The sequence below is a fragment of the Streptococcus sp. cx1 genome (genome assembly GCF_052384325.1).
GTDB classification, from domain to species: domain Bacteria; phylum Bacillota; class Bacilli; order Lactobacillales; family Streptococcaceae; genus Streptococcus; species Streptococcus salivarius_G.
Map to the genome: position 1 here is coordinate 19674 of NZ_JBQSUN010000008.1, position 22693 is coordinate 42366.

Annotated in this window: 21 protein-coding genes and 1 riboswitch; of the genes, 15 read left to right on the forward strand and 6 right to left on the reverse strand. The window is 40.8% G+C overall.

Features of this window, described 5'->3' with window-relative positions; genetic code table 11:
• Positions 1-141 precede the first annotated feature (141 nt).
• From ACT170_RS09815 to ACT170_RS09825, 3 genes are all read left to right on the forward strand, one after another.
• Positions 142-1515, forward strand: a complete 1374-nt coding sequence (locus ACT170_RS09815; RefSeq protein ID WP_179968992.1) for a UDP-N-acetylmuramoyl-tripeptide--D-alanyl-D-alanine ligase — start codon at positions 142-144, stop codon at positions 1513-1515.
• Between the two features lie 88 nt (positions 1516-1603).
• Positions 1604-2269: a YwaF family protein gene (locus ACT170_RS09820; protein ID WP_179968991.1), complete on the forward strand. Its 666-nt coding sequence runs from the start codon at positions 1604-1606 to the stop codon at positions 2267-2269.
• Between the two features lie 349 nt (positions 2270-2618).
• Positions 2619-4163 (forward strand): peptide chain release factor 3, encoded by a 1545-nt coding sequence (locus tag ACT170_RS09825; protein ID WP_002884210.1) that lies wholly within the window; start codon positions 2619-2621, stop codon positions 4161-4163.
• Between the two features lie 529 nt (positions 4164-4692).
• Here ACT170_RS09825 and ACT170_RS09830 read toward each other — a convergent pair.
• The 3 genes from ACT170_RS09830 to thiT all read right to left on the reverse strand — a co-directional run bounded on the left by ACT170_RS09830 (position 4693) and on the right by thiT (position 7570).
• On the reverse strand, positions 4693-5871 hold the full coding sequence (locus ACT170_RS09830; protein WP_048790316.1) for a ryptide export MFS transporter: 1179 nt from the start codon (positions 5869-5871) through the stop codon (positions 4693-4695).
• 112 nt (positions 5872-5983) lie between these two features.
• Positions 5984-6826, reverse strand: coding sequence for an Rgg family transcriptional regulator (locus tag ACT170_RS09835; RefSeq protein ID WP_444818266.1), 843 nt, complete (start codon positions 6824-6826; stop codon positions 5984-5986).
• A 168-nt stretch (positions 6827-6994) separates the two neighbouring features.
• Complete coding sequence (thiT, locus tag ACT170_RS09840; RefSeq protein WP_049553635.1) at positions 6995-7570, reverse strand: energy-coupled thiamine transporter ThiT; 576 nt, start codon at positions 7568-7570, stop codon at positions 6995-6997.
• An 81-nt stretch (positions 7571-7651) separates the two neighbouring features.
• A riboswitch (TPP riboswitch) is annotated at positions 7652-7771 on the reverse strand.
• Positions 7772-7874: 103 nt separating this feature from the next.
• On the opposite strand from thiT, the gene ACT170_RS09845 reads away from it, so the two are divergent.
• The 3 genes from ACT170_RS09845 (at position 7875) to ACT170_RS09855 (ending at position 10954) form a co-directional block, all read left to right on the forward strand.
• Positions 7875-8255 carry a PH domain-containing protein gene (locus ACT170_RS09845; protein ID WP_013991039.1) on the forward strand — a complete coding sequence of 127 codons (381 nt, stop codon included), beginning with the start codon at positions 7875-7877 and terminating at the stop codon, positions 8253-8255.
• Positions 8256-8267: 12 nt separating this feature from the next.
• Positions 8268-9173 carry a magnesium transporter CorA family protein gene (locus tag ACT170_RS09850; protein ID WP_004183190.1) on the forward strand — a complete coding sequence of 302 codons (906 nt, stop codon included), beginning with the start codon at positions 8268-8270 and terminating at the stop codon, positions 9171-9173.
• Positions 9174-9367: 194 nt separating this feature from the next.
• On the forward strand, positions 9368-10954 hold the full coding sequence (locus tag ACT170_RS09855) for a DEAD/DEAH box helicase (RefSeq protein WP_004183188.1): 1587 nt from the start codon (positions 9368-9370) through the stop codon (positions 10952-10954).
• Between the two features lie 56 nt (positions 10955-11010).
• Here ACT170_RS09855 and ACT170_RS09860 read toward each other — a convergent pair whose 3' ends face one another.
• Genes ACT170_RS09860 through ACT170_RS09870 form a run of 3 tightly spaced genes read right to left on the reverse strand, consistent with a single transcriptional unit; the run spans position 11011 to position 13033 of the window.
• On the reverse strand, positions 11011-11280 hold the full coding sequence (locus tag ACT170_RS09860) for a GIY-YIG nuclease family protein (RefSeq protein ID WP_104021280.1): 270 nt from the start codon (positions 11278-11280) through the stop codon (positions 11011-11013).
• A gap of 3 nt (positions 11281-11283) precedes the next feature.
• Positions 11284-12048, reverse strand: a complete 765-nt coding sequence (locus ACT170_RS09865) for a tRNA1(Val) (adenine(37)-N6)-methyltransferase (RefSeq protein ID WP_004183185.1) — start codon at positions 12046-12048, stop codon at positions 11284-11286.
• A 49-nt stretch (positions 12049-12097) separates the two neighbouring features.
• The gene (locus tag ACT170_RS09870; RefSeq protein WP_022496131.1) at positions 12098-13033 is read right to left on the reverse strand and encodes a polysaccharide deacetylase family protein; all 936 of its coding nucleotides are present in this window, start codon (positions 13031-13033) and stop codon (positions 12098-12100) included.
• Positions 13034-13162: 129 nt separating this feature from the next.
• Here ACT170_RS09870 and ACT170_RS09875 point away from each other — a divergent pair, with 129 nt between their 5' ends.
• The 9 genes from ACT170_RS09875 (at position 13163) to ACT170_RS09915 (ending at position 22649) form a co-directional block, all read left to right on the forward strand.
• The gene (locus ACT170_RS09875) at positions 13163-13918 is read left to right on the forward strand and encodes a lysophospholipid acyltransferase family protein (RefSeq protein ID WP_037599200.1); all 756 of its coding nucleotides are present in this window, start codon (positions 13163-13165) and stop codon (positions 13916-13918) included.
• A 112-nt stretch (positions 13919-14030) separates the two neighbouring features.
• The gene (locus tag ACT170_RS09880) at positions 14031-14726 is read left to right on the forward strand and encodes a helix-hairpin-helix domain-containing protein (protein ID WP_104021279.1); all 696 of its coding nucleotides are present in this window, start codon (positions 14031-14033) and stop codon (positions 14724-14726) included.
• Entirely contained in the window at positions 14716-16956 is a 2241-nt protein-coding gene (locus tag ACT170_RS09885) for a DNA internalization-related competence protein ComEC/Rec2 (protein WP_444818267.1), read from the forward strand. The genes ACT170_RS09880 and ACT170_RS09885 overlap by 11 nt, the downstream gene beginning before the upstream one ends.
• A gap of 85 nt (positions 16957-17041) precedes the next feature.
• On the forward strand, positions 17042-18304 hold the full coding sequence (locus ACT170_RS09890; protein WP_084915391.1) for a UDP-N-acetylglucosamine 1-carboxyvinyltransferase: 1263 nt from the start codon (positions 17042-17044) through the stop codon (positions 18302-18304).
• A gap of 65 nt (positions 18305-18369) precedes the next feature.
• The gene (locus ACT170_RS09895) at positions 18370-18915 is read left to right on the forward strand and encodes a GNAT family N-acetyltransferase (protein WP_324711573.1); all 546 of its coding nucleotides are present in this window, start codon (positions 18370-18372) and stop codon (positions 18913-18915) included.
• A complete protein-coding gene (gene spxR / locus ACT170_RS09900; RefSeq protein WP_002884454.1) occupies positions 18908-20188 on the forward strand; it encodes a CBS-HotDog domain-containing transcription factor SpxR in 1281 nt (426 codons plus the stop codon). The genes ACT170_RS09895 and spxR overlap by 8 nt, the downstream gene beginning before the upstream one ends.
• Positions 20189-20227: 39 nt before the next feature.
• Positions 20228-21088: a methionyl aminopeptidase gene (locus ACT170_RS09905; protein WP_004183173.1), complete on the forward strand. Its 861-nt coding sequence runs from the start codon at positions 20228-20230 to the stop codon at positions 21086-21088.
• A gap of 1 nt (position 21089) precedes the next feature.
• On the forward strand, positions 21090-22049 hold the full coding sequence (locus tag ACT170_RS09910) for a YihY/virulence factor BrkB family protein (protein WP_002891558.1): 960 nt from the start codon (positions 21090-21092) through the stop codon (positions 22047-22049).
• 90 nt (positions 22050-22139) lie between these two features.
• Positions 22140-22649 carry a QueT transporter family protein gene (locus tag ACT170_RS09915; RefSeq protein ID WP_002891556.1) on the forward strand — a complete coding sequence of 170 codons (510 nt, stop codon included), beginning with the start codon at positions 22140-22142 and terminating at the stop codon, positions 22647-22649.
• The last annotated feature ends 44 nt before the right edge of the window (positions 22650-22693 follow it).

Genomic DNA, 22693 nt, shown 5'->3' on the forward strand with positions numbered 1-22693 from the left:
CCTAATCCTCTCATCAACCATTGTAACAAATTCATCTCCCAAGCAAAAGCTAGCCTGATTTGTGATATAATTGGGAGTGATTGCGGGCAAGAAAATCTTTTTTCTTGCCAGACTTGTAAAAATAAAATAGAGGATTTTAAGATGAAACTGACACTCCATGAAATTGCCAAGGTTGTTGGCGCTAAAAATGATGTCACAGCCTATGAAGATGTTGCCATTAACCAAATTGAGTTTGATAGCCGTAAGATTACAGCGGGCGACCTCTTTTTGCCGCTCAAAGGTGCGCGTGATGGACATGATTTTATCCAAACAGCCTTTGACAATGGTGCTCTAGCGACATTCACAGAAAAAGAATTATCGGCTGATCAAGCCCATATCCTAGTTGATGATGCTCTTGAAGCCTTCCAAAAACTGGCTGCCTACTATCTTGAAAAGACTGGTGTTGACGTTATTGCGGTGACTGGTTCTAACGGTAAGACAACGACCAAGGACATGATTCATGATATCTTGGCCACAACCTATCGTACTTACAAGACCCAAGGGAATTACAACAATGAGATTGGTCTTCCTTATACTGCCCTACACATGCCTGATGATACGGAGAAAATCGTCCTTGAGATGGGGCAAGACCACATGGGAGACATTCACCTCTTGTCAACCTTGGCGAAGCCAAAAACAGCTGTTGTTACCTTAATCGGAGAGGCTCATTTGGAATTCTTTGGTAGCCGTGACAAGATTGCTCAAGGTAAAATGCAAATGCAAGACGGTATGCCTGATGGTAGCCTCTTGCTTGTACCTAGTGATCCTATCGTCGATCCATTCTTGCCAAGCAATCTTGACGTGGTACGCTTTGGAGATGGTGCAGATCTTACAGTCTCTGAGTTAACAGAATTCAAGGATCACCTCACCTTCTCAACAAACTTCCTAGACGGACAAGTTACCTTGCCAGTCACTGGAAAATACAATGCCACAAATGCCATGGTTGCTGCCTATGTCGCAAAACACTTGGGTGTAACTGAGGAAAATATCCTCTCAGCTCTTGCTAACTTGCAGCTTACAAAGAACCGTACTGAATGGAAAAAAGCAGCTAACGGTGCCGACATCCTTTCAGATGTCTACAATGCCAATCCAACAGCCATGAAGCTCATTTTGGAGACCTTCTCAGACATTCCTAAGAATGAAGGAGGCAAGAAAATTGCTGTCCTAGCTGATATGAAAGAACTCGGTGAACAGTCTGTTCAACTTCACACACAGATGATTCTAAGTCTGACACCAGATGCTATTGATACGGTGATTTTCTACGGTGAAGACATTGCAGAATTATCACAACTTGCTAGTCAAATGTTCCCTCTTGGTCATGTTTATTATTTCAAGAAAACAGCTGACGAAGACCAATTTGACGCTATGGTCAAACAAATCAAAGAAAGCCTAGGCGAGCACGATCAAATCTTGCTCAAGGGCTCTAACTCTATGAACCTAGCCAAGGTCGTGGAAGAACTCCAAGCTAAGGATTAAGTTCTCTAACCTGCTCTTCAAGCAGGTTTTTGCTTTACCCTGAAATTTGATATAATAGCAGGCATAGTAATTTCAGCAGGAGAAGAGAATGAAGGAATTTTTGACAACCACCCAAACTCATCCACCCCAGATACCTTTGCCCTATTATTTGCTTATGCTTTTGTCAATGGTACTTCTGAGTTACTTGAGCTGGCGTTGGTATAAGAATAATATATGGCGTTGGACCTTTCTCATTATCCAAGCCATTCAACTCTTTGCCCTATACACTTGGTACCTCTGGCAGGGCTTTCCTCTTTATATTAGTCTCCCCCTTTACCATTGCCGCATGGCCATGTTTGCTGTTCTCCTCTTGAAAAATAGTAAGATAAAGAGCTATTTCGCTATTATGGGAGTTGTCGGGACTTACTGTGCATTGATTTATCCAGTATTTGATCCCTATGAGTTTCCTCATATCACAGGCTTTTCTTTCCTAATTGGCCACTATGCCCTACTGGTCAATAGCCTGAATGTCATTTTTAATAGTTATAAAACTCATCCCATCAGCCAGTGGCTGATTGTGGTGGCTACCTTATTATTGAATCTAGCTTTGGTAATAGTTAATCAGACTATCGGTGGAAACTACGGCATGCTTAAACACACGCCATTTATTATGGGAACTCCCTTATTTGTCAAATATCTTGCCGTTTCAGGAGCTCTGATTATTCTCATGATAATCATGAAAAAAGGTCTGGAGCATTTTGAAGACAAATATTAAATAAATGAAGAAACACGCTATCAGAAAGTTGATAGCGTGTTTTTTCATTTTATTTGTTTTATTCTAACACAAAACGCTTTCAGAATTGCTTTCACACTGTAATTTGGATATAATAAAAGAGCTGTGCCTGCGAGAATTATCGCAAGCCTCGACAACAAATGTAGCTTTCAAAAGACAGAAATTTTCTGAAAGAAGTGCTACAACGATCTTGCTTTTCGTTCTGGTAAAAAACCTATTGCTATTAGTAGCTCTGGGACATGGAGTTTCTGAGATTTACAAAGAAGCTGCTGACATCCATACCACTAAGGAAAAGTAACAAAAAGATTATTTTCAAAGAAGAAAGAAAACTATGAGTATCCAAGACGAAATCAAAAAACGCCGTACTTTTGCCATCATCTCTCACCCCGATGCTGGTAAAACAACAATCACTGAACAATTGCTTTACTTTGGGGGTGAAATCCGTGAAGCTGGTACTGTAAAAGGTAAGAAAACTGGAAACTTTGCTAAATCAGACTGGATGGATATTGAGAAACAACGTGGTATCTCAGTAACCTCATCTGTGATGCAGTTTGACTATGCCGGCAAACGTGTCAATATCCTAGATACCCCAGGGCACGAGGACTTCTCAGAAGATACCTACCGTACCCTTATGGCGGTTGACGCTGCCGTCATGGTCGTTGACTCAGCCAAAGGTATTGAGGCCCAAACCAAAAAACTTTTCGAAGTTGTCAAACACCGTGGGATTCCTGTCTTCACCTTCATGAATAAATTGGACCGTGATGGACGTGAGCCACTTGACCTCTTGGAAGAGTTGGAAGAAGTGCTTGGTATTGCTAGCTACCCAATGAACTGGCCTATCGGTATGGGTAAAGCCTTCGAAGGACTTTATGACCTCTATAATGAACGCTTGGAGCTCTATAAAGGTGACGAGCGCTTTGCCAAGATTGAAGATGGTGATACTCTTTTTGCCAACAACCCATTCTATGAGCAAGCTAAAGAAGATATTGAACTCTTGACAGAAGCGGGTAATGAATTCTCTGAGGAAGCGATTTTAGCTGGTGAACTGACACCGGTCTTCTTCGGTTCTGCCCTTACTAACTTTGGGGTTCAAACCTTCCTCGATACCTTCCTTAAATTTGCGCCAGAACCACATGGCCACAAGACAGTTGATGGTGATGAGATTGATCCTCTTAACAAGGATTTCTCTGGTTTTGTTTTCAAAATCCAAGCCAACATGGACCCACGTCACCGTGACCGTATTGCCTTTGTTCGTATCGTGTCTGGTGAATTCGAGCGTGGTATGAGTGTTAACCTAACCCGTACTGGTAAAGGAGCTAAGCTCTCTAACGTCACTCAGTTCATGGCCGAATCTCGTGAAAATGTCGAAAATGCCGTGGCTGGAGATATTATCGGGGTTTACGATACAGGAACTTACCAGGTTGGTGATACCCTTACTGTAGGTAAAAACAAATTTGAATTTGAGCCACTACCAACCTTTACGCCAGAGTTGTTCATGAAAGTTTCTGCTAAAAACGTCATGAAACAGAAGTCCTTCCACAAAGGAATTGAACAATTGGTGCAAGAAGGAGCTATCCAGCTCTACACCAACTACCAAACAGGCGAATATATGCTTGGTGCCGTTGGTCAACTTCAGTTTGAAGTCTTCAAACATCGTATGGAAAATGAATACAATGCTGAAGTTGTTATGACACCAATGGGTAAAAAGACTGTGCGTTGGATCCAACCTGAGGACCTTGATGAACGCATGTCATCAAGCCGAAATATCTTGGCTAAAGACCGCTTTGACCAACCAGTATTTCTCTTTGAAAATGACTTTGCCCTCCGTTGGTTTGCGGATAAATATCCAGATGTAACATTGGAAGAGAAGATGTAATGTACTAAGATTGCTTGGCTATTTCATAGCCTAAGCAATCTACGCCACGTCCTTTGGGACCGTGGCTAAGTCCCTTACTAACTCGAAAACGGAAAATTATCGTTTCCGTTTTCTCATGTCGTAATACTATGTATAGTTTATGTAAATCGTTCATCTTTTGACGCTAGCCGCTATCTTGTGGCTAGCTAGCCGTCTCACTAACTACGTCAGCCGAATAATATCGATTCGTCTGACTTCGTGTCGTAATATCTTAATGATGTTATTTATGAAGTGTTCTATGTGACCGTGGCTAAGTCCCTTACTAACTCGAAAACGGAAAAGTATCGTTTCCGTTTTCTCATGTCATAATACTATGTATAGTTTAAGTAAATCGTTCATCTTTTGACGCTAGCCCCTATCTTGTAGCTAACTAGCCGTCTCACTAACTACGTCACGTCTCTAAAACAACACAAAAAAATATAGGACTATCTAATCAGATAGTCCTATTTTTTTTATAAACCTAATAGTTATCAAGTATACCTATGATTAATTACTTTAGATAATTACGATTATGATAAATCAAGCCAGCTTCTAAAAGTATGCAAATTGTTGATAGCCAGAAACTTGTTGTAATTCCAAATTTTTCAGTAATAGAACTCATCAGAAAGACGAAAACTGAAAAAGCAAGGGTTGAAATGACTTCAAATACAGAATAAACATGTACTAACTGATTTTCATCGACAGTTTCCTGAAGAAAGACACTTTCAGGTACTTCTTTTAACTGAGAAAAGAAGCCGATTAAACTTGAGAAAATAAAAAATGTTTGTGTGTTTGAGAAAAAGAGGATACTGGCTGTGATGGTCGCCATTGCTAAGAGTGAAAAGAGAATACTTTTCCACTTATGCGCTAAAAAATTTTCGGATAGTTTGTAGACAATTATTCCACCTAAAATGATACCAAGGGAATAGGCTGTATTTGAGTAGCCCCAGTAACTTTCAGTTTGTTTTAACACCTCGGTTACAAAAACAAGGATTACAGACGATACCCAGATTGTATTTGAGAAGTCCTCTAATAAATTTGCTTGAACAAATAACTTTAATTTAGGATTTTTTGCAACTAACTTCCATCCTTTTACTAGAGTATCAAGATTTGTCTCCGCTTCTAACTGCTCAATTTTGGCCTGAGGAAGAGAGAGCATCACAAAAGTGGAAAGGAGATAAAGGAGTAAGACTATCAACAGTGTGGGAAAAAGACCAAGCGAAGTATATAAGAGACCGCCCAGTCCCCAACCAATCAATTGTACTCCCTCACCACTCATTGATAAGGCAGCATTTGCCTTTCCCAAATTTGTGGCATATCTAGGAATCATGGCATAAGATACGGGTGACGCAAAGCCATCTAAGATAGAAATAGCGACAACAAAGATATACAATCCTAGGGCTGGAACAAATTGAGCCTTAATGAGCATTACAAGGAGTATTGCTAATAAAAAAGTCTTTCCACATTGAGTGAAAGAAAGCACTCTATTTAGGGATATTTTTTTAATCACCAATGGCACTAGAAGGCTTGCCACGAAAGCTGACAATCCGATTAGAATCGGAACCATTGAGGTTGCAATAACGGATTTTGTAATGACGTAGATATTTGCAATGAGGGATACCCTGAGAAAAATGTCAGCTAAGTTAGCAAATAACTGAGAGATAAGTAATTTCAGAAAGGATTTAGACATACCGTTTCTCCATATTGGTTACCAAATCTGGAAATGAAATTGGATTCACACATATTTTTAAATAATTTTACAAGAATAATAAGCTTATTTAATAAATTCCCATATATGCTTGCTAACTATTTTTATCTATCAATTTTTTCAAATGCGCTTCATAAGTCTTTACAATATTCTTGCTCCCTGCCAATTTCATGGCATCAATACATTTCTTCATTTCGATAATAGACTGATTGCTTCCTTCTTTTTTATATTGATAATAATTTTGTGCATATTGAAAAACCAATCGTTCATAAATTTCAGTCTCGATAAAAAAGCATTGGTTTAATTGTTTTTCGAAATACAGTGCATCAATGAGCTCTCCTCTTTCTATACATGTAATATAAACATTTAATAACATGGTTGATATCATGCGTCGATTATTAGGAATCTCTTTGTAAAAATCAGACCTTCTAGACATCTCCTTTGCCAAAACCATAAGAGTCTCATGGTTCAACACATCTAAGGTATTTGCAAAAATCAATAATTCATAATAACCCCAGTACTCAACACTAAATAGATAATCGGTTAAATCGGTTAGGTCCTGCTGTGTATAATAGCTTTCTCCCGATAAATCCTGTAAGCGAATTTTTAATAAAATAGTATTAATGTGATGAAATTTTTCTCGTTTAGGTTCTGATTTTAGTTGGGAATTAAGTAGTTTCTTTAATCCATTAATATCATGAGTCGATACAAAAAGCTGAATCTTTGCTAATAGTTCATTCAGTTCATCACGATGAAAATCATGGACAGCATACATGAATTCGTCAATAGGCATGTTGATCTCGTCCAATATCAACATAAACTTTGTAATGGTTAAGTCTGTCTGACCTTTTTCAAAACGAGACAGTTGAGATGTCGAGATACCAGCTTTTGCGACATCTTTTAATCGTATCCCTCTTGATTCACGAAATTTTTGCATGGGAAACCTCCAGTTTGCATATATGGGAACATATATTGTTTTGTATCTTAACATAAAAAATAGTAAAACAAAAGTGAGGTTATTACTGTGAATAGGCAATAATTGCTGTTTTTTATATAAACAAGAAAAACCATAGGACTACCACTTAAGACTGTCCTATGGTTTCTTTTATTTTTCCGTATTTAGTAACCTGCCTAGGAATCGTTGTAGGGCGAAGAAAACGATGAGGCTGGCCAATGTTTCTCCAAGGAAGGATGAGCTATTGACAATAAATGAATAGAGATAAGGGCTTTGTCCTTTAGGGGCATAGCTTCCCCAAAAGATGACACCGGCTATAAAGTGAATGAGGTAACGAGCAAAGCTACCAAGCAGAATCCCCTCAGTAATCACCATCAGAGACTTGACTTTATTGCCTTCTTTAATAGCTTTATCAAGGGCTGGTTTGACCACACCACTGATACCAATCAGACTAAAGGCGACAAAATATTCCAGAAAACCTTGTGTTAAGGTTAGCCAACCACCGGCTGCCTGTCCTGTCACCACTTGAAGTAGTCCCCAGATAAGACCTCCCATAGCACCAGCTTTTAAGCCCCAGCGAAAACTGAGGAGAAAGATGGGCACCATTTTAAAGGAAAGGGAAATCCAAGGGCCTAGTGACATGGGTTGGGTGACTAGGTCCAGAATATAAGCAATGGTTGCAAAAAGGGCAACCTCAATCATTGGTCGAATATTTGTTTTCGACATAAAAAAACCTCCTATACCAATCGTCTTGATTGGCTGTTTTTTGCCACATCAAAACGACGTCATAGAAGTTCCTCTATTTCAATCTATTTTGAGACACATCCCTACGCAGGTCCTAACCTGATCAGGTGGTAAGAGTTTAGGCAGGTCTTGAAGAAAAAATCAAGCTAGCCATTCTCAGCAATTGCTCCTCTTGTGACTCTTTAATTGTACTACTAGAAACCCATTTCTGCAAGTGTCTGAAATCCTAAAATTGTGGTATAGTTAAAGCAAGGATTATCTTTACAATAAAAAAGGAGAAACAACTATGGGACTTTTTTCAGGACTGCTTGGCAACGCATCTAAAAAAGATAATGATAAGGTTGAGCGCCAATTGGAGGGGATTTTAATTCCAGGTGAACAGGTGGAGTTAGCCTATGTTTTAGTTCGTGACTTGATTGTCTTTACAGAGAAGCGCTTGATTTTAGTCGATAAGCAAGGTGTTACAGGAAAGAAGACTTCCTACAAGTCTATCCCTTATCACTCGATTTCTCGTTTTACTGTAGAAAGTTCAGGGCACTTTGACCTAGATGCTGAACTTAAGATTTGGATTTCATCAGCATTGGAGCCCGCAGAGGTCCTTCAATTTAAGAGTGATAATAATGTCTTTGAAATCCAACAAGCTTTGGCAGCAGCAGTGCTAAAGTAATGAGGAAGAAAAATGTTTATTGAAAAAGAACTGGGTTATAAGCGTCACTGGATTAATATTGACTCAGATATTATTTCTGAGCAATCCTACCTTTATACCAAGTATGATATTGACCAGGAAACCATAGAGTATGCCTTGGATAAAAATGAACGAGCTCACATGGACTACAACCGTGAGAATGGAACAATCACTTTTATCTATAATGTTCTGGCTCTTGAGAAGGACAAGGAATACTATGAAACCATTCCTCTGACCTTTATTGTACAAGATACGCGTTTGGTGACCATTAGTAACGAGGATAATGCTTATGTGATCAGCAAAATGCAAGACTATGTGGATAACCATGAGGATTTATCTATTTATAAATTGCTTTTTGCAGGACTTGAGATGATTTCAAATGCCTACTATCCCGTCATTGAACGTTTGGATCAGCAAAAAGATGAGGTTAGTCGACGTCTAAGGCAGACTACGACAAGTAAGAATCTTTACGACCTTTCAGATTTGGAAACAGGCATGGTCTATTTGGTGGCTGCAGCTACACAAAACCGTCTTCTATTGGAACACATCAAGGGGCACGCCATTTATCGTCGTCTCAACGAGGTCGAAAAAGAACAGTTTGATGATGCTATGATTGAAGCTAGACAGTTAGTAGCCATGACGGACCTAATTTCTAAGGTCTTACAGCAACTGTCAGGTTCTTATAATAATATCCTAAACAATAACCTGAACAACAACTTGAGTAATTTGACCATTATTGAGGTACTCTTGGGAGTACTTGCCGTTATTACAGGCTTCTTTGGGATGAATGTTCCTTTACCGTTTATGACGGTCAGTCCAGCCTGGATTTTCATCATTATCGGTAGTGTAATTCTTTGTTTGGTCTTGGCCCGCTACCTGCGTTGGTTGGTCCATAAATAATAATTAGTGAGTGAAACCGTCTTCTCAAATTGAAGGCGGTTTTAAAACGTTATTTTCTGTCTTTTTATTTCTAAATATGATAGACTAGATGAGTTGTTAAAATAAACGACTATTAAATACAGGTAGTTAATCTACTACACAACCAAGTCTCATAAGGTGGCTTCGCACCGCCTTCAAATAGAAAGAAGAATACTTTGAAATTTACAGATTTAAACCTATCAGAAGACATCCAATCAGCTGTTGTAGCTGCCGGTTTTGAAAAACCATCACCTATCCAAGAGTTGACAATTCCACTCGCTCTTGAAGGTAAGGATGTTATCGGTCAGGCCCAAACTGGTACTGGTAAAACAGCTGCCTTTGGTTTGCCTACCCTAGATAAAATTCGTACAGAAGAAAATACAATCCAAGCTCTTGTTATTGCCCCAACACGTGAGTTGGCAGTGCAATCTCAAGAAGAGCTTTTCCGTTTTGGTCGTGACAAAGGCGTTAAGGTTCGCTCAGTCTACGGTGGTTCTAGCATTGAAAAACAAATCAAGGCCCTCCGTTCAGGTGCCCACATCGTTGTAGGGACACCAGGTCGTCTCCTTGACCTTATCAAACGTAAGGCTCTTAAACTCAATAACATCGAGACTTTGATTTTGGATGAAGCGGATGAAATGCTTAACATGGGCTTCCTTGAAGACATTGAAGCTATCATTAGCCGAGTACCAGAAGAACGTCAAACGCTCCTTTTCTCAGCAACTATGCCTGATGCCATCAAACGTATTGGTGTGCAGTTCATGAAAGATCCTGAGCATGTGAAAATCAAGGCTAAAGAATTAACCAATGTTAACGTTGACCAATACTTTATCCGAGTGAAGGAACAAGAGAAGTTTGATACCATGACTCGCCTTATGGACGTTGACCAACCAGAATTGTCAATCGTTTTTGGACGTACCAAACGTCGTGTGGATGAGTTGACACGTGGTTTGAAACTTCGTGGTTTCCGTGCCGAAGGTATCCATGGTGACCTTGATCAAAACAAGCGTCTTCGTGTTATCCGTGACTTCAAGAACGACCAAATCGATATTTTGGTTGCGACAGACGTTGCAGCGCGTGGTCTTGACATTTCAGGTGTCACTCACGTCTACAACTATGATATTCCACAAGATCCAGAAAGCTACGTTCACCGTATTGGACGTACAGGACGTGCAGGCCAATCAGGTCAATCTATTACTTTCGTAGCACCAAATGAAATGGGTTACTTGGGAATTATCGAAAACTTGACTAAGAAACGCATGAAAGGTCTTAAGCCACCAACAGCTCAAGAAGCCTTCCAAGCTAAGAAGAAAGTTGCTCTTAAGAAGATCGAACGCGATTTTGCGGATGAAGCTATCCGTTCTAACTTTGACAAGTTCAAGGGTGATGCGGTTAAATTGGCTCAAGAATTCACTCCTGAAGAATTGGCACTTTACATCTTGAGCTTGACCGTTCAAGACCCAGAGACAATGCCAGAAGTGGAAATTGCTCGTGAAAAACCATTGCCATTCAAACCATCAGGTGGTGGCTTTGGTGGTAAAGGCGGCAAAGGTGGCCGTGGCAACCGTGGTCGCGATAACAACCGTCGTGGTGGATACCGTGGCGACCGTAACCGCGATGACCGAGACGGTGGCCGTCGTGACTTCAAACGCAAGTCTAAGAAGAATAGCCGTGACTTCGAAAACCGTGGCAACAAACGTCCACACCGTACCTCAAGCGAAAAGAAAAACGGCTTTGTTATCCGTAACAAAGGTGATAAATAAACAATGAAAACGCTCTATGAAAATAGAGTGTTTTCCTATATCAAAAAAACACACGGTTATTTTTCCGTGTGTTCTTTGATATAGGCTAGTTTTTTCTCTCGGCTTTTTTTCTTAAAGAGTGCTTCGGCGCTCATGGCTTCTGGTTTGCTGGCGAAGGCTTCTGAATAGAGGAGTTTGACTGGTAGGCGGGCTCTGGTATACTTAGCGCCTTTGCCTGCGTTATGGGTTTTGAGGCGGCGTTCGACGTCTGTGGTATAGCCTGTATAGAGTGTGCCATCGGCACACTCAACCACATACATGTAGGCTTTGTTATCCTTTTCTGTCATCGTCTAGGACTCACCCTCAGCCTTTTTTCCAAAGTAAATCTCAAAGATTTCGTCGGTATAGTCTCCATTTTCCTTATGCACAAAGAGAGGTGGAAGGATTTTCAAGCCATCTGTCGAGCCGTCTTTAATGGCTTCAATCAGGAGCATATTAGCCTCACGTCCCATCTTAGGATAGATAAACTGGATGCGTTTAGGTGCTAGATTATATTGGCGCATGGTGTCGATGATATCCAAAAAGCGGTCAGGACGATGCACCATGGCAATACGTCCGTTAGATTTGAGGGCATGACGAGCGACCTGGCAAATTTCCTCTAGATTGGTCGTGATTTCGTGACGGGCCAAGAGGTAGTGCTCGGACAGATTCTTCTTGGATGTTTCTGTCGCCTTAAAGTAGGGAGGGTTACAGAGAATAAGGTCTACCTGAGATCGTGGGGCATGGTCAAGCAAATTTTTTAGGTCGTCATTAACAACGGTCACCTGGTCCTCTAGTTGGTTGAGAGTGACGGAACGTTTGGCCATGTCAGCCAGGCGTTCTTGTAGCTCAACCAAGGTAATTGGTGCCTCAGTGCGTGTACTAGCAAAGAGGCCAACGGCACCATTTCCCGAACAGAGGTCGACGATTAACCCCTTCTTGGGAATTTTTGGAAATCGAGAGAGGAGGACACTGTCGATAGAATAGCTGAAGACCTCCTTGTTTTGTATGATTTTTACATCTGTGGAGAAGAGTTGGTCAATGCGTTCTCCATCTTTTAAAATTGGATTTGTCATAGCTTTTATTGTAACAAAAAACAGCTCCCAAAGGAACTGTTGTGAGTGATTACTCTAGGACACCAAAGGTGTAGCCTTGGTCTTTGAAGTATTCGATGATTTGTGGAAGGGTCTGAACTGTGAGCTCCTTACCAGCAGTGTCGTGCATAAGGACAACCTTAACATGACTCTCAGGGAAATATTTTTGTGAACCATCCAAGTAGGCCATCATGGTTTCAGATGTTGTTGGGCGAACAGAGGCTGGTTCTGCATCACCACAAAGCATATTCCAGTCAATCCACTGGACACCTTCCTTGGCGAGAGCTTGGTCAGTACTTTCTAGACCTTGCCATGACATATGACCACCAGGATAACGGAAGATTCTTGTCTTGAAGTCTTTACCTAGGATGGCTTGGAAATTAGCCATGGTTTGGTTAACCTCAGAAACAATCTGACTTTGATTAGGAACACGTCCTGGATAAAGGAGATTAAAGTTATGGCTGAGGCTATGGTTGGCAATCGCATGTCCTTCTGTAATTTGGCGTTTGAGGATGTCCGCATTTTCTTGTGTAATGGTGTAACCAATGTGGAAGAATGTGGCGTGAACACCGTATTCTTTCAAAATACTCATGACTTGTGGGGTCAGTGTTGGATCAATCCCATCGTCAAATGTTAAAAAGACTACCTTGTCGTCGATATCCTGAGACTGGCCTCGAATAGTGTTATTCACAGCAGTAACATCGTAAGCATAGTCAGAAGCTGCAATGCTGTGGTTACTACCTTTCTTGAGTTGTGTTTCATCATCTTCTTTAGCTTTTTCTGAAGATGAGCTTGTGCTATTAGCGACTTGTTCAGTCTTTTCAGCCTTGGCTACTTGTTCAGATTTCGTGTTATGGCGTTGGAATAGGACAAAGCCTAGGATAGCCAGAACAACCAAGTTTGCAATAATGAGGCAAAGATTAAGTGCCTTTCGATTTTTCCCTATAATCTCAATACTTTTTTTCATAGTTACATTATAGCTCAAACTATTAGAAAGTGCCACACCATTTTCAAGACTTTTACAAAGAAATTCGGTGAAAAAAGAGCTCCTTTTTTGGTATAATAGTAAAAAACTTGTAGAAAAAGAGGTAAAAACGTGTTTTACGCTTATTTACGTGGGCTTGTTGTCTTCCTTCTTTGGATTATCAATGGTAATGCCCATTACCACAATCGCGATAAATTATTGAACAAGGATGAAAACTATATCTTGGTTGCTCCGCACCGAACGTGGTGGGACCCTGTTTATATGGCCTTTTCAGCCCGTCCTAAGCAGTTTATTTTCATGGCTAAGAAAGAACTCTTCAAGAGCCGTATCTTTGGTTGGTGGATCCGCATGTGTGGTGCCTTCCCAATTGACCGTGAAAATCCTGGTCAAGAAGCTATCAAGTACCCTGTTAACATGCTTAAGAAGAGTAATCGTAGTTTGATTATGTTCCCAAGTGGTAGCCGTCATTCTTCTGATGTTAAGGGTGGGGTTGCGGTTATCGCTAAGATGGCCAAGGTTAAGATTATGCCAGTTGTTTATCAAGGACCTCGTGAGCTCAAGGGGCTCTTAACGGGTGAACGTGTGGATATGAACTATGGTAATCCTATTGATATTTCAGATTTGAAGCGTTTGAATGACGAAAATATTCAAGAGGTTGCTCGTCGTATCCAATCTGAATTTGATCGTCTCGATGAAGAAGCTTTGAGCTATCAAACAGGCAAAAAACCAAACCCATTGACATATATTTACCGTGTACCTCTCGCTCTTGTGGCTATCATTGCAGTGCTTTTGACCATGGCTTTCTCATATGTAGCTAGCTTTGTTTGGAACCCTGAAAAACACCGTGCCAAAGAAACGCAGAAATAAGCTAATAACTCTGTCAGACATAGTAGATCTGATGGAGTTTTTTTTACTTTTTGATATATTTTTCAAATTTTTTACGAATAAGAAAGAAAATATATCAATTAAGGAGAATAGCGTGAAGGAAAAGATTCTAGCCTATGTCAAGGATAATCGTCTGTTTGTGAGTGTCATCGCTGTACTGACGGTGATTTTCTGCTTCTTTCTATGGATGACTTGTGGTGCCGGCAACAGCATGGAGGCGGAGACGTCTTATACAGATGTGACAGCTTTGTCAACATCCTCATCCAAACAAAGTTCACAGTCTATTTCTGAGGCGTCTTCCCAGTCAAAGACTGAAGGAAGTGAAAAGGAGAAGTCAAAAGTAACGGTAGATGTAAAGGGGGCTGTGGCTAATCCGGGTGTTTATACTTTAAAAGCAAGCGCTAGGGTGATTGATGCCATCAAAGCTGCTGGGGGAATGACTGAGGATGCGGATGCTAAGAGTGTTAACTTAGCTGCAAGCCTGTCGGACGAAGAGGTTGTTTATGTGGCAACTAAGGATGAAAACCTCTCTGTCCTTGGTCAATCAGGAACTGGTCAGGTCTCTGACAAAGGAGGGCAAACTAGTGCTAAGGATGGCAAAATTAACTTAAATACAGCGACCTCAGAGGAGTTGCAAACCATTTCTGGAATTGGAGCTAAGCGGGCAGAGGATATCATTGCCTATCGTGAAAGTCATGGAGGATTTCAATCCGTAGATGACTTGAAAAATGTCTCAGGAATTGGTGATAAAACTTTAGAAAAAATCAGAGAGTCCCTCTATGTGGCTTAAAAAAACTCCAATCAATCTTTTTTCCTTGGCTCTGTTAATAGCTGCTCTTTATTTTACGATTTTTGCCACTAATGTTTATGCTATTGGGGCTTTGTCTTTTCTTTTAGGATGTTTTTTGAAGCATCATTGGAAGAATAAGGCAGCCCTAAAGTTGGTGGGACTTGTAGGTAGTTTCTTTTTGGTCTACTTTTTATTCTTGCACCACAGAGCTACCATACAAGATAAACAAGCTCCTACTGAAATCAATCAGGTGACTCTGGTTGCTGATACGCTGTCGGTTAATGGTGAGCAATTATCAGCTATTGGAAAGGCAAAGGGACAAACCTATCAGGTCTTTTACCGACTTAAATCTGAGAAGGAGCAGCATTTTTTTAAGACTACTAGCCAAACGTTGGTATTAAAAGGGAAAATAAAGTTATCCCAAGCAACTGGTCAACGTAATTTTCAAGGGTTTAATTATCAGTCTTATCTAGCCAGTCAAGGTATTTATCGAATGGCTCAGATTGAGCACTTGGACCATGTGGTGCCTCAAAAATCTCTATCTCCCCTAGCTTTTTTCCATCAACTGAGGAGGAGGGCATTGGTTCATATCCAGACGCACTTTCCTAATCCTATGAGACACTATATGACAGGCCTGCTCTTTGGGTATTTGGATAAGGAGTTTGATGAGCAAAGTCAGCTTTACACGAGTTTAGGGATTATTCATCTATTCGCACTTTCGGGGATGCAAGTCGGCTTTTTTCTGGGATGGTTTCGTTACGGACTCCTGCGTTTAGGTCTTCCTAAAGATTATCTATTTATCATTTTACTGCCTTTTTCCTTATGCTATGGCTTAATGACAGGTTGGACAGCTTCTGTCCTACGTTCCTTGATTCAAAGTTTGTTGGCTGAGTTTGGTATTAAAAAACTAGACAATATGGGAATAACCTTGCTTCTATTGTTTCTCTTTTTACCTCATTTTCTTTTAACAGTGGGAGGTGTTTTAAGTTGTTCCTATGCCTTCTTGTTGTGTTTGTTTGATTTTGAGGAGATGTCATCTCTTAAAAAGTCAATTTGTACGAGCTTAGTATTGAGTCTTGGGATTTTGCCCTTTCTAACTTACTATTATGGGACCTTTCAACCGGTGAGTCTAATTCTGACGGCGATGTTTTCGATAGTCTTTGATAGCTTTCTCTTACCTGTCTTGACGGTCTTCTTTGCCCTTTCAGGGTTGGTAATCTTTTCTCAAATCAACCCACTTTTTGAATGGATGGAGACCTTTTTGACTTGGATACAATCCTGGATAGGCCAGCCTTTGATTTTAGGGAAACCTAGTTTGTTTCAGTTTGGCTTGATGATAGCTATATTGGTTATGCTCTTTGATTTTTGGAAAAAGCCTCAGTTTAGGATTTGCCTTTTGATGATTTTTGGTCTTTTGATGATCTGGGTCAAACATCCTTTAACCAATGAGGTGACTATGGTTGACGTTGGTCAGGGAGATAGTATTTTTCTGAGGAGTATGAAAGGCGATACCATCCTAATTGATGTGGGTGGCAAGGTGACTTTCGGGTCAAAGGAAAAATGGCAAGAGGCTAGCCAGACGAGCAATGCGGAGAAAACCTTGATTCCCTACCTACAGGCTAGGGGAGTGTCTCAAATTGACCATCTGGTCCTGACTCATACGGATACAGACCATATTGGTGATTTGGAAGAAGTAGCCAAGCGGTTTAAGATTAAGGAAATCTGTGTCAGTCAAGGAGCTTTGACTAAGCCTAGTTTTGTGAAACGACTTCGAACTTTAAAATGCCCAGTTCGCACTCTAAAGGCTGGAGACAACTTACCCATGATGGGAAGTAAGCTACAGGTTCTTTATCCAAATAAAGTTGGTGATGGTGGTAACAACGATTCGATAGTTCTTTACGGAAAACTATTAGGAAGTAGTTTTTTGTTTACGGGTGATCTGGAAAAAGAAGGAGAGGAGGAACTGATGGTCAGCTATCCTAATTTAAAGGCTAGTGTCCTCAAAGCCGGACACCACGGTTCAAAAGGGTCATCGTCTGAAGCGTTTTTGGACCAGTTGCAGCCCTCCCTTGCCCTTGTTTCAGCTGGTGAGAATAATCGTTATAAACATCCAAATGATGAAACTTTGGAGCGTTTCAAGGAACGTCACATTAAGGTTTTACGAACAGACCAGAACGGTGCTATCCGTTTTAAGGGGTGGTTTAAGTGGTCAAGTGAAACTGTCCGATAATTGTTAGAGTTCTTAATTTGTCATGCACCTCAATCTATGGTAGAATGTAATGGCTAATATTCCAGTATAAGAAAGATTGAACAGTATGCGTAAAATTATCATCAATGGTGGTAAGAAACTTCAGGGAGAAGTTACAGTATCAGGGGCTAAAAATTCAGTTGTTGCATTGATTCCGGCCATCATTTTATCTGATGGAGTGGTTACTCTTGATGGGGTGCCAGCAATCAGCGACGTCGATAACCTCATTGAAATTATAGAAGTAATGGGTGGTTCTGTTAAGCGTGATGGCGAAACACTTGAAATCGACCCACGAGGCGTTAAGGATATGCCAATGCCATTTGGTAAGATTAACAGCCTTCGTGCTTCTTACTATTTCTACGGTAGCTTGCTTGGACGTTACGGTCAAGCAACAGTAGGTTTGCCTGGTGGATGTGATTTGGGACCACGTCCTATTGACCTTCACCTTAAGGCGTTTGAAGCGATGGGTGCCAGCATTTCTTATGAAGCCGAGTCTATGCGTATTGCGACTGATGCTGGTCAACGCATTCAGGGTGCTCATATCTACATGGATACGGTCAGTGTTGGAGCGACCATCAATACCATGTTGGCCGCGGTTAAGGCTGACGGTCGTACGGTTATTGAAAATGCGGCGCGTGAACCTGAGATTATTGATGTAGCAACTCTTCTTAACAATATGGGTGCGCGTGTACGTGGCGCTGGTACAGAAGTCATTACCATTGACGGTGTAGAAAGCTTACATGGCACTCGTCACCAGGTCATTCCAGACCGTATTGAAGCGGGTTCTTACATTGCTATGGCTGCGGCTATCGGTAAGGGAATTAAGGTTAAAAATGTTCTTTATGAACACCTTGAAAGTTTTATTGCTAAACTTGAAGCAATGGGTGTTCGTATGACCGTTGAAGAAGATGCCATCTTTGTGGAAGAGCAAGGTGATCTAAAACCTGTTGACATTAAGACATCGCCTTATCCAGGTTTTGCAACGGATTTACAACAACCTATGACGCCATTGTTATTGAAAGCAAGTGGTCGCGGAAAAATCATAGATACAATTTATGAAAAACGTGTGAACCACGTTCCTGAATTGGCTCGTATGGGGGCTGATATTCAAGTACTCGGTGGACAAATTATTTACAGTGGTCCAACGCAACTTTCAGGTGCACCAGTAAAAGCTAGTGATTTGCGTGCAGGTGCGGCACTTGTTACAGCGGGTCTTATGGCAGAAGGTCAAACTGAAATTACCAATATTGAGTTTATCCTTCGCGGGTATTCAAATATCATTGAGAAACTTTCTGACCTTGGTGCAGATATTCGTTTGATTGAAGATTAAGTCTAAGGTTCAACCCCTAGTGGTTGAGCCTTTTTCCATTTCTAAAACTGTGTTATAATACTATCATGGATATTTGGACTAGTCTGGGTGCTTTTGCCTTTTTTGAGTCGGAGCGCCTTTCTTTTAGACCACTCATCTTTTTGGATCGTTTTGATTTACACGAAATTGTATCAAATCCTCAGAATCTACAATTCTTCTTTCCTGCCACTCAAACACAGCATGAAACGGATTGCCTTTTGGTTCATTATTTCATGAAGGAGCCTCTAGGTGTATGGGCGATTGTAGATAAAGAGTTAGATAAGATGATTGGCGTCGTTCGTTTTGAAAAGATTGATGTCCAGAAACGGACTGCAGAGCTTGGCTATTTTCTGAATGCCTCTTGCTGGGGTAGAGGTCTAATGACTGAGGCGGTTACCTGTCTGTCAGATTTGGCTTTGACAGAAATGGGAATGGAACGTATTATTCTTATTGCCCATTTGGAAAATAAGGCATCGATTCGTGTAGCGGAAAAATCAGGCTTTAAACTTGTGTCCCGCTTTAAGGGAGCAGACCGATACACTCGTACCATGCGTGATTATCTCCGCTTTGAGAAGGAGGAGAACTGTGAGTAAACATCAAGAAATTCTAGATTATCTTGAGGCCTTGCCTATCGGTAAGCGTGTTAGTGTGCGTAGTATTTCGAATCACTTACAGGTTTCTGATGGAACTGCCTATCGAGCAATTAAAGAAGCCGAAAATCGAGGGTTGGTTGAGACTCGTCCTCGGAGTGGGACGGTTCGAATTGAAAAGAAAGTCCAAGTTCGCCTTGACAGGCTGACCTTTGCGGAGATTGCAGAGATTACAGAGTCTGAGGTTATCTCTGGTCATGAAGGTCTGGAACGTGTCTTCAGTAAGTTCTATATTGGAGCCATGACTATTGAGAATATCACCCGTTATCTAACTAAGGGAGATCTTCTTATTGTTGGGGACCGTGAGGATATTCAATTGCTTGCTCTAGAACACAATAATGCTATTCTAGTGACGGGGGGCTTTCAGGTTTCCGATAGGGTAAAAGAGCTTTCTCGTTTGAAGCAATTTCCAGTTATGGTAACAACTTACGATACCTTTACCGTGGCAACCATGATTAACCAGGCGCTTTCGAATGTCCGTATCAAAACAGATATCAAGACTGTAGCTCAAGTCTATACCAGACGAGAAGACTACAATTACATGACTCCAGAAATGACGGTCAGAGATTTTCAGAATTTGGTTAAACGGACCAACTTGGTACGTTTTCCAATTCTATCTGAGTCTGAAAAAGTGATTGGTATTGTGACCATGCGGGATGTGTCTAATCAGCAACCAACGACCATGCTTAAGGCAATCATGACCAAGCCGACGGTGACACGACTTGAGACTAGTCTGGCAACTGTTGCCCAAAAGATGATTTTTGAAGACTTTGATATCATTCCTGTTGTGGATGAAGAAAAACACTATCTAGGTGTTATCACCCGTCGTCAGGTTTTGGAAGAACTTCAGGACAATAATCGTGGCAACTTGCACACCTTTAGTGATCAAATGATAGCTAACCTAAACCAGGACAAGCATGCTTTCAGCTTTGAGGTAGAGCCCACTATGATTGACAATTCTGGAAACCTCACTCAGGGTGTTCTTGCAGAGATGGTTAAAGAGGTTGTCTATCGTATCATGGAAAAGCAGGAACAAAATGGTCTTGTGATTGAAGAGATGATGTTTTACTTTCTTCAGGCAGCTCAGATCGATGACAAGGTGACGATTACACCAAGTATTATTGCTGAAACCAGACGTAGAGCCCATCTGGACCTTATGGTTACTCACGGAAATCATACCGTCTGCAAATCAGTCGTTGTGGTTAAGAAAACTTAGTAACTAAAAATAAAAGATATAAAGAAAACGGAGAAAACAATGATTACATTAAAATCAGCACGTGAAATTGAAGCAATGGATAGGGCAGGGGATTTTCTTGCTAGCATTCATATTGGTCTACGTGACCTCTTGAAACCAGGAGTGGATATGTGGGAAGTAGAAGAGTATGTACGTCGTCGTTGTAAAGAAGAAAATGTTCTTCCCCTTCAGATTGGAGTTGAGGGAAGCATTATGGATTACCCTTATGCAACATGCTGTGGCCTTAATGACGAAGTGGCACATGCCTTTCCACGTCACTATATTTTGAAAGATGGTGACCTCTTGAAAGTTGATATGGTCTTGTCAGAACCTATCGATAAGTCAGTCCTTGATGTGTCAAAATTGGACTTTGACAATGTTGCTCAGGTTAAAAAATACACGGAATCATATTCTGGCGGTTTGGCTGACTCATGTTGGGCTTATGCGATTGGAACGCCATCTGACGAAGTGAAAAAACTTATGGAAGTAACACGTGAGGCTATGTACCTTGGTATTGAACAAGCGGTTGTCGGTAACCGTATCGGTGATATCGGGGCAGCTATCCAAGAATACGCTGAAAGTCGTGGTTACGGTGTTGTTCGTGATTTGGTTGGACACGGAGTTGGGCCAACAATGCACGAAGAACCAATGGTGCCAAACTATGGGGTGGCTGGACGAGGTCTCCGTCTCAAAGAAGGAATGGTTTTGACTATTGAGCCAATGATTAACACTGGTACTTGGGAAATTGATACGGACCTTGAAACGGGTTGGGCTCACAAAACTCTTGACGGTGGACTTTCTTGTCAATATGAACACCAATTTGTTATTACTAAGGATGGTCCAGTAATTTTGACTTCTCAAGGCGAAGAAAGAACTTACTAATATGAAACGACAAGGCTTAATGGCCCGTCTCTTGGATAAACTCCAGTGGCGCCCTTTGCAGGTTTATCTTAGGCATTATCGTAGTGCAGAGATAGACATTTCAACTATCGCAGTGGCTTACTATCTCATTTTGACGATTTTTCCGCTCATTGTCATTGCGGCCAATGTCTTTCCCTATTTGAATATTGATACGACAGATCTCTTGAAGTTTATGAATGAGCACCTTCCTAAGCAGTTTTATGCACCTGCAGCCAACGTTGTTCAGGATATCTTCTCGACACCTTCTGGACAGTTGCTAGGAGTTGCCTCTTTGACGGGATTCTGGACTATGATTAAGTCCTTGTCTTCACTTCAAAAGGCGATTAACAAGGTATATGGTGCTTCAGAACACCGTGATGTCTTTATTAGTCACATTATCGGTGGTTTCATGAGTCTGGTAATCTTATTCCTGCTCACCTTTGCACTAATGCTGTCCACGATTATTCAGTCGGTCCTTCGAGTTATCAATCAGACCTATCCTATTGGTTCCAAGATGACCCAGCTTATTTTAAATAGTATTCAGCCTCTAAGTATTGCAGTTGTCTTCCTGGGAATGATGGTGCTTTATTTCGTGCTTCCAAATGTGAAGATTCGAAAAATCCGCTATGTTATGCCAGGAACAATATTTACGACTTTAGTGATTGGCTATTTAAGTAACTTGTTTGGAACCTACGTGATTCGTACCTTGAGTCGATTGGTTGACATCAAGTTATTTGGATCCATTATGATTTTCGTCTTCATGCTTTGGTTCATCTTTTTGGCCAGGATTTTGATTTTGGGTGCCGTCTTTAATGCGACCTATCAAGAACTTAGACAAGGTGAACTAAAAAGTAGAAGAGGAGATGTGATTACTATTATTCAGAGCTTTTCTGGAGATGGTAGTGACAGCAAAAAACACAAAAAACATGAGGATGATTCCTAGATGATAAAAAGAGCTTGGTGAGATCCAGGCTCTTTTGACGGGATTATTGATTTTTCGTAGCTAATAAAAAACATTGATTATGGAGGAAAAATGAAAAAACAAACTGTTCGTGATTTAACACATATTGCTATTGTGGCGGCCCTTTATGTAGTCTTGACTGTTGTGCCACCTTTTAACTTAATTTCCTACGGTCCCTACCAGTTCCGAATTGCAGAAATGTTCAATCTTTTAGGATTTTATAATCGCAAGTATATCATTGCCGTTACTTTGGGCTGTGTGATTGCTAATTTCTTTAGCTTTAACATGATTGATGTGGTTGTTGGAAGCCTATCAACATTGGTCTTTGTCGGTTCAGGTGTTTATTTCTTTGACCGTTTTAAAAACCAAGACATTTTGGGTGGCCTTTTTGACAAGGCTCATGTTTTCTTTGCCTTTTACTTTTCATTCTTCATGGTGACGATTGCGGCTGAGTTGACTCTAGTTACTCAAGCACCATTTTGGGCAACTTGGTTCACTGTTGCTATGGGAGAATTGGCATCACTCTTGGTTGGTGCAATTCTTATTAAGAAATTGGCCAAAGTCATTGATTTTGTTTCCTAAATTAACGTCTGTAAAGGCGTTTTTTTCTGCTTTTATGTTAAAAT

Coding starts and splice junctions, on each gene's coding strand:
- ACT170_RS09820 (WP_179968991.1), top strand. CDS start 1,604: ATGAAGGAATTTTTGACAACCACCCAAACTCATCCACCCCAGATACCT.
- thiT (WP_049553635.1), bottom strand. CDS start 7,570: ATGTCGAAAACAAATATTCGACCAATGATTGAGGTTGCCCTTTTTGCA.
- ACT170_RS09835 (WP_444818266.1), bottom strand. CDS start 6,826: ATGCAAAAATTTCGTGAATCAAGAGGGATACGATTAAAAGATGTCGCA.
- ACT170_RS09905 (WP_004183173.1), top strand. CDS start 20,228: ATGATTACATTAAAATCAGCACGTGAAATTGAAGCAATGGATAGGGCA.
- ACT170_RS09910 (WP_002891558.1), top strand. CDS start 21,090: ATGAAACGACAAGGCTTAATGGCCCGTCTCTTGGATAAACTCCAGTGG.
- ACT170_RS09870 (WP_022496131.1), bottom strand. CDS start 13,033: ATGAAAAAAAGTATTGAGATTATAGGGAAAAATCGAAAGGCACTTAAT.
- ACT170_RS09915 (WP_002891556.1), top strand. CDS start 22,140: ATGAAAAAACAAACTGTTCGTGATTTAACACATATTGCTATTGTGGCG.
- ACT170_RS09845 (WP_013991039.1), top strand. CDS start 7,875: ATGGGACTTTTTTCAGGACTGCTTGGCAACGCATCTAAAAAAGATAAT.
- ACT170_RS09830 (WP_048790316.1), bottom strand. CDS start 5,871: ATGTCTAAATCCTTTCTGAAATTACTTATCTCTCAGTTATTTGCTAAC.
- ACT170_RS09890 (WP_084915391.1), top strand. CDS start 17,042: ATGCGTAAAATTATCATCAATGGTGGTAAGAAACTTCAGGGAGAAGTT.
- ACT170_RS09850 (WP_004183190.1), top strand. CDS start 8,268: ATGTTTATTGAAAAAGAACTGGGTTATAAGCGTCACTGGATTAATATT.
- ACT170_RS09815 (WP_179968992.1), top strand. CDS start 142: ATGAAACTGACACTCCATGAAATTGCCAAGGTTGTTGGCGCTAAAAAT.
- ACT170_RS09860 (WP_104021280.1), bottom strand. CDS start 11,280: ATGACAGAAAAGGATAACAAAGCCTACATGTATGTGGTTGAGTGTGCC.
- ACT170_RS09825 (WP_002884210.1), top strand. CDS start 2,619: ATGAGTATCCAAGACGAAATCAAAAAACGCCGTACTTTTGCCATCATC.
- ACT170_RS09895 (WP_324711573.1), top strand. CDS start 18,370: ATGGATATTTGGACTAGTCTGGGTGCTTTTGCCTTTTTTGAGTCGGAG.
- ACT170_RS09885 (WP_444818267.1), top strand. CDS start 14,716: ATGTGGCTTAAAAAAACTCCAATCAATCTTTTTTCCTTGGCTCTGTTA.
- ACT170_RS09865 (WP_004183185.1), bottom strand. CDS start 12,048: ATGACAAATCCAATTTTAAAAGATGGAGAACGCATTGACCAACTCTTC.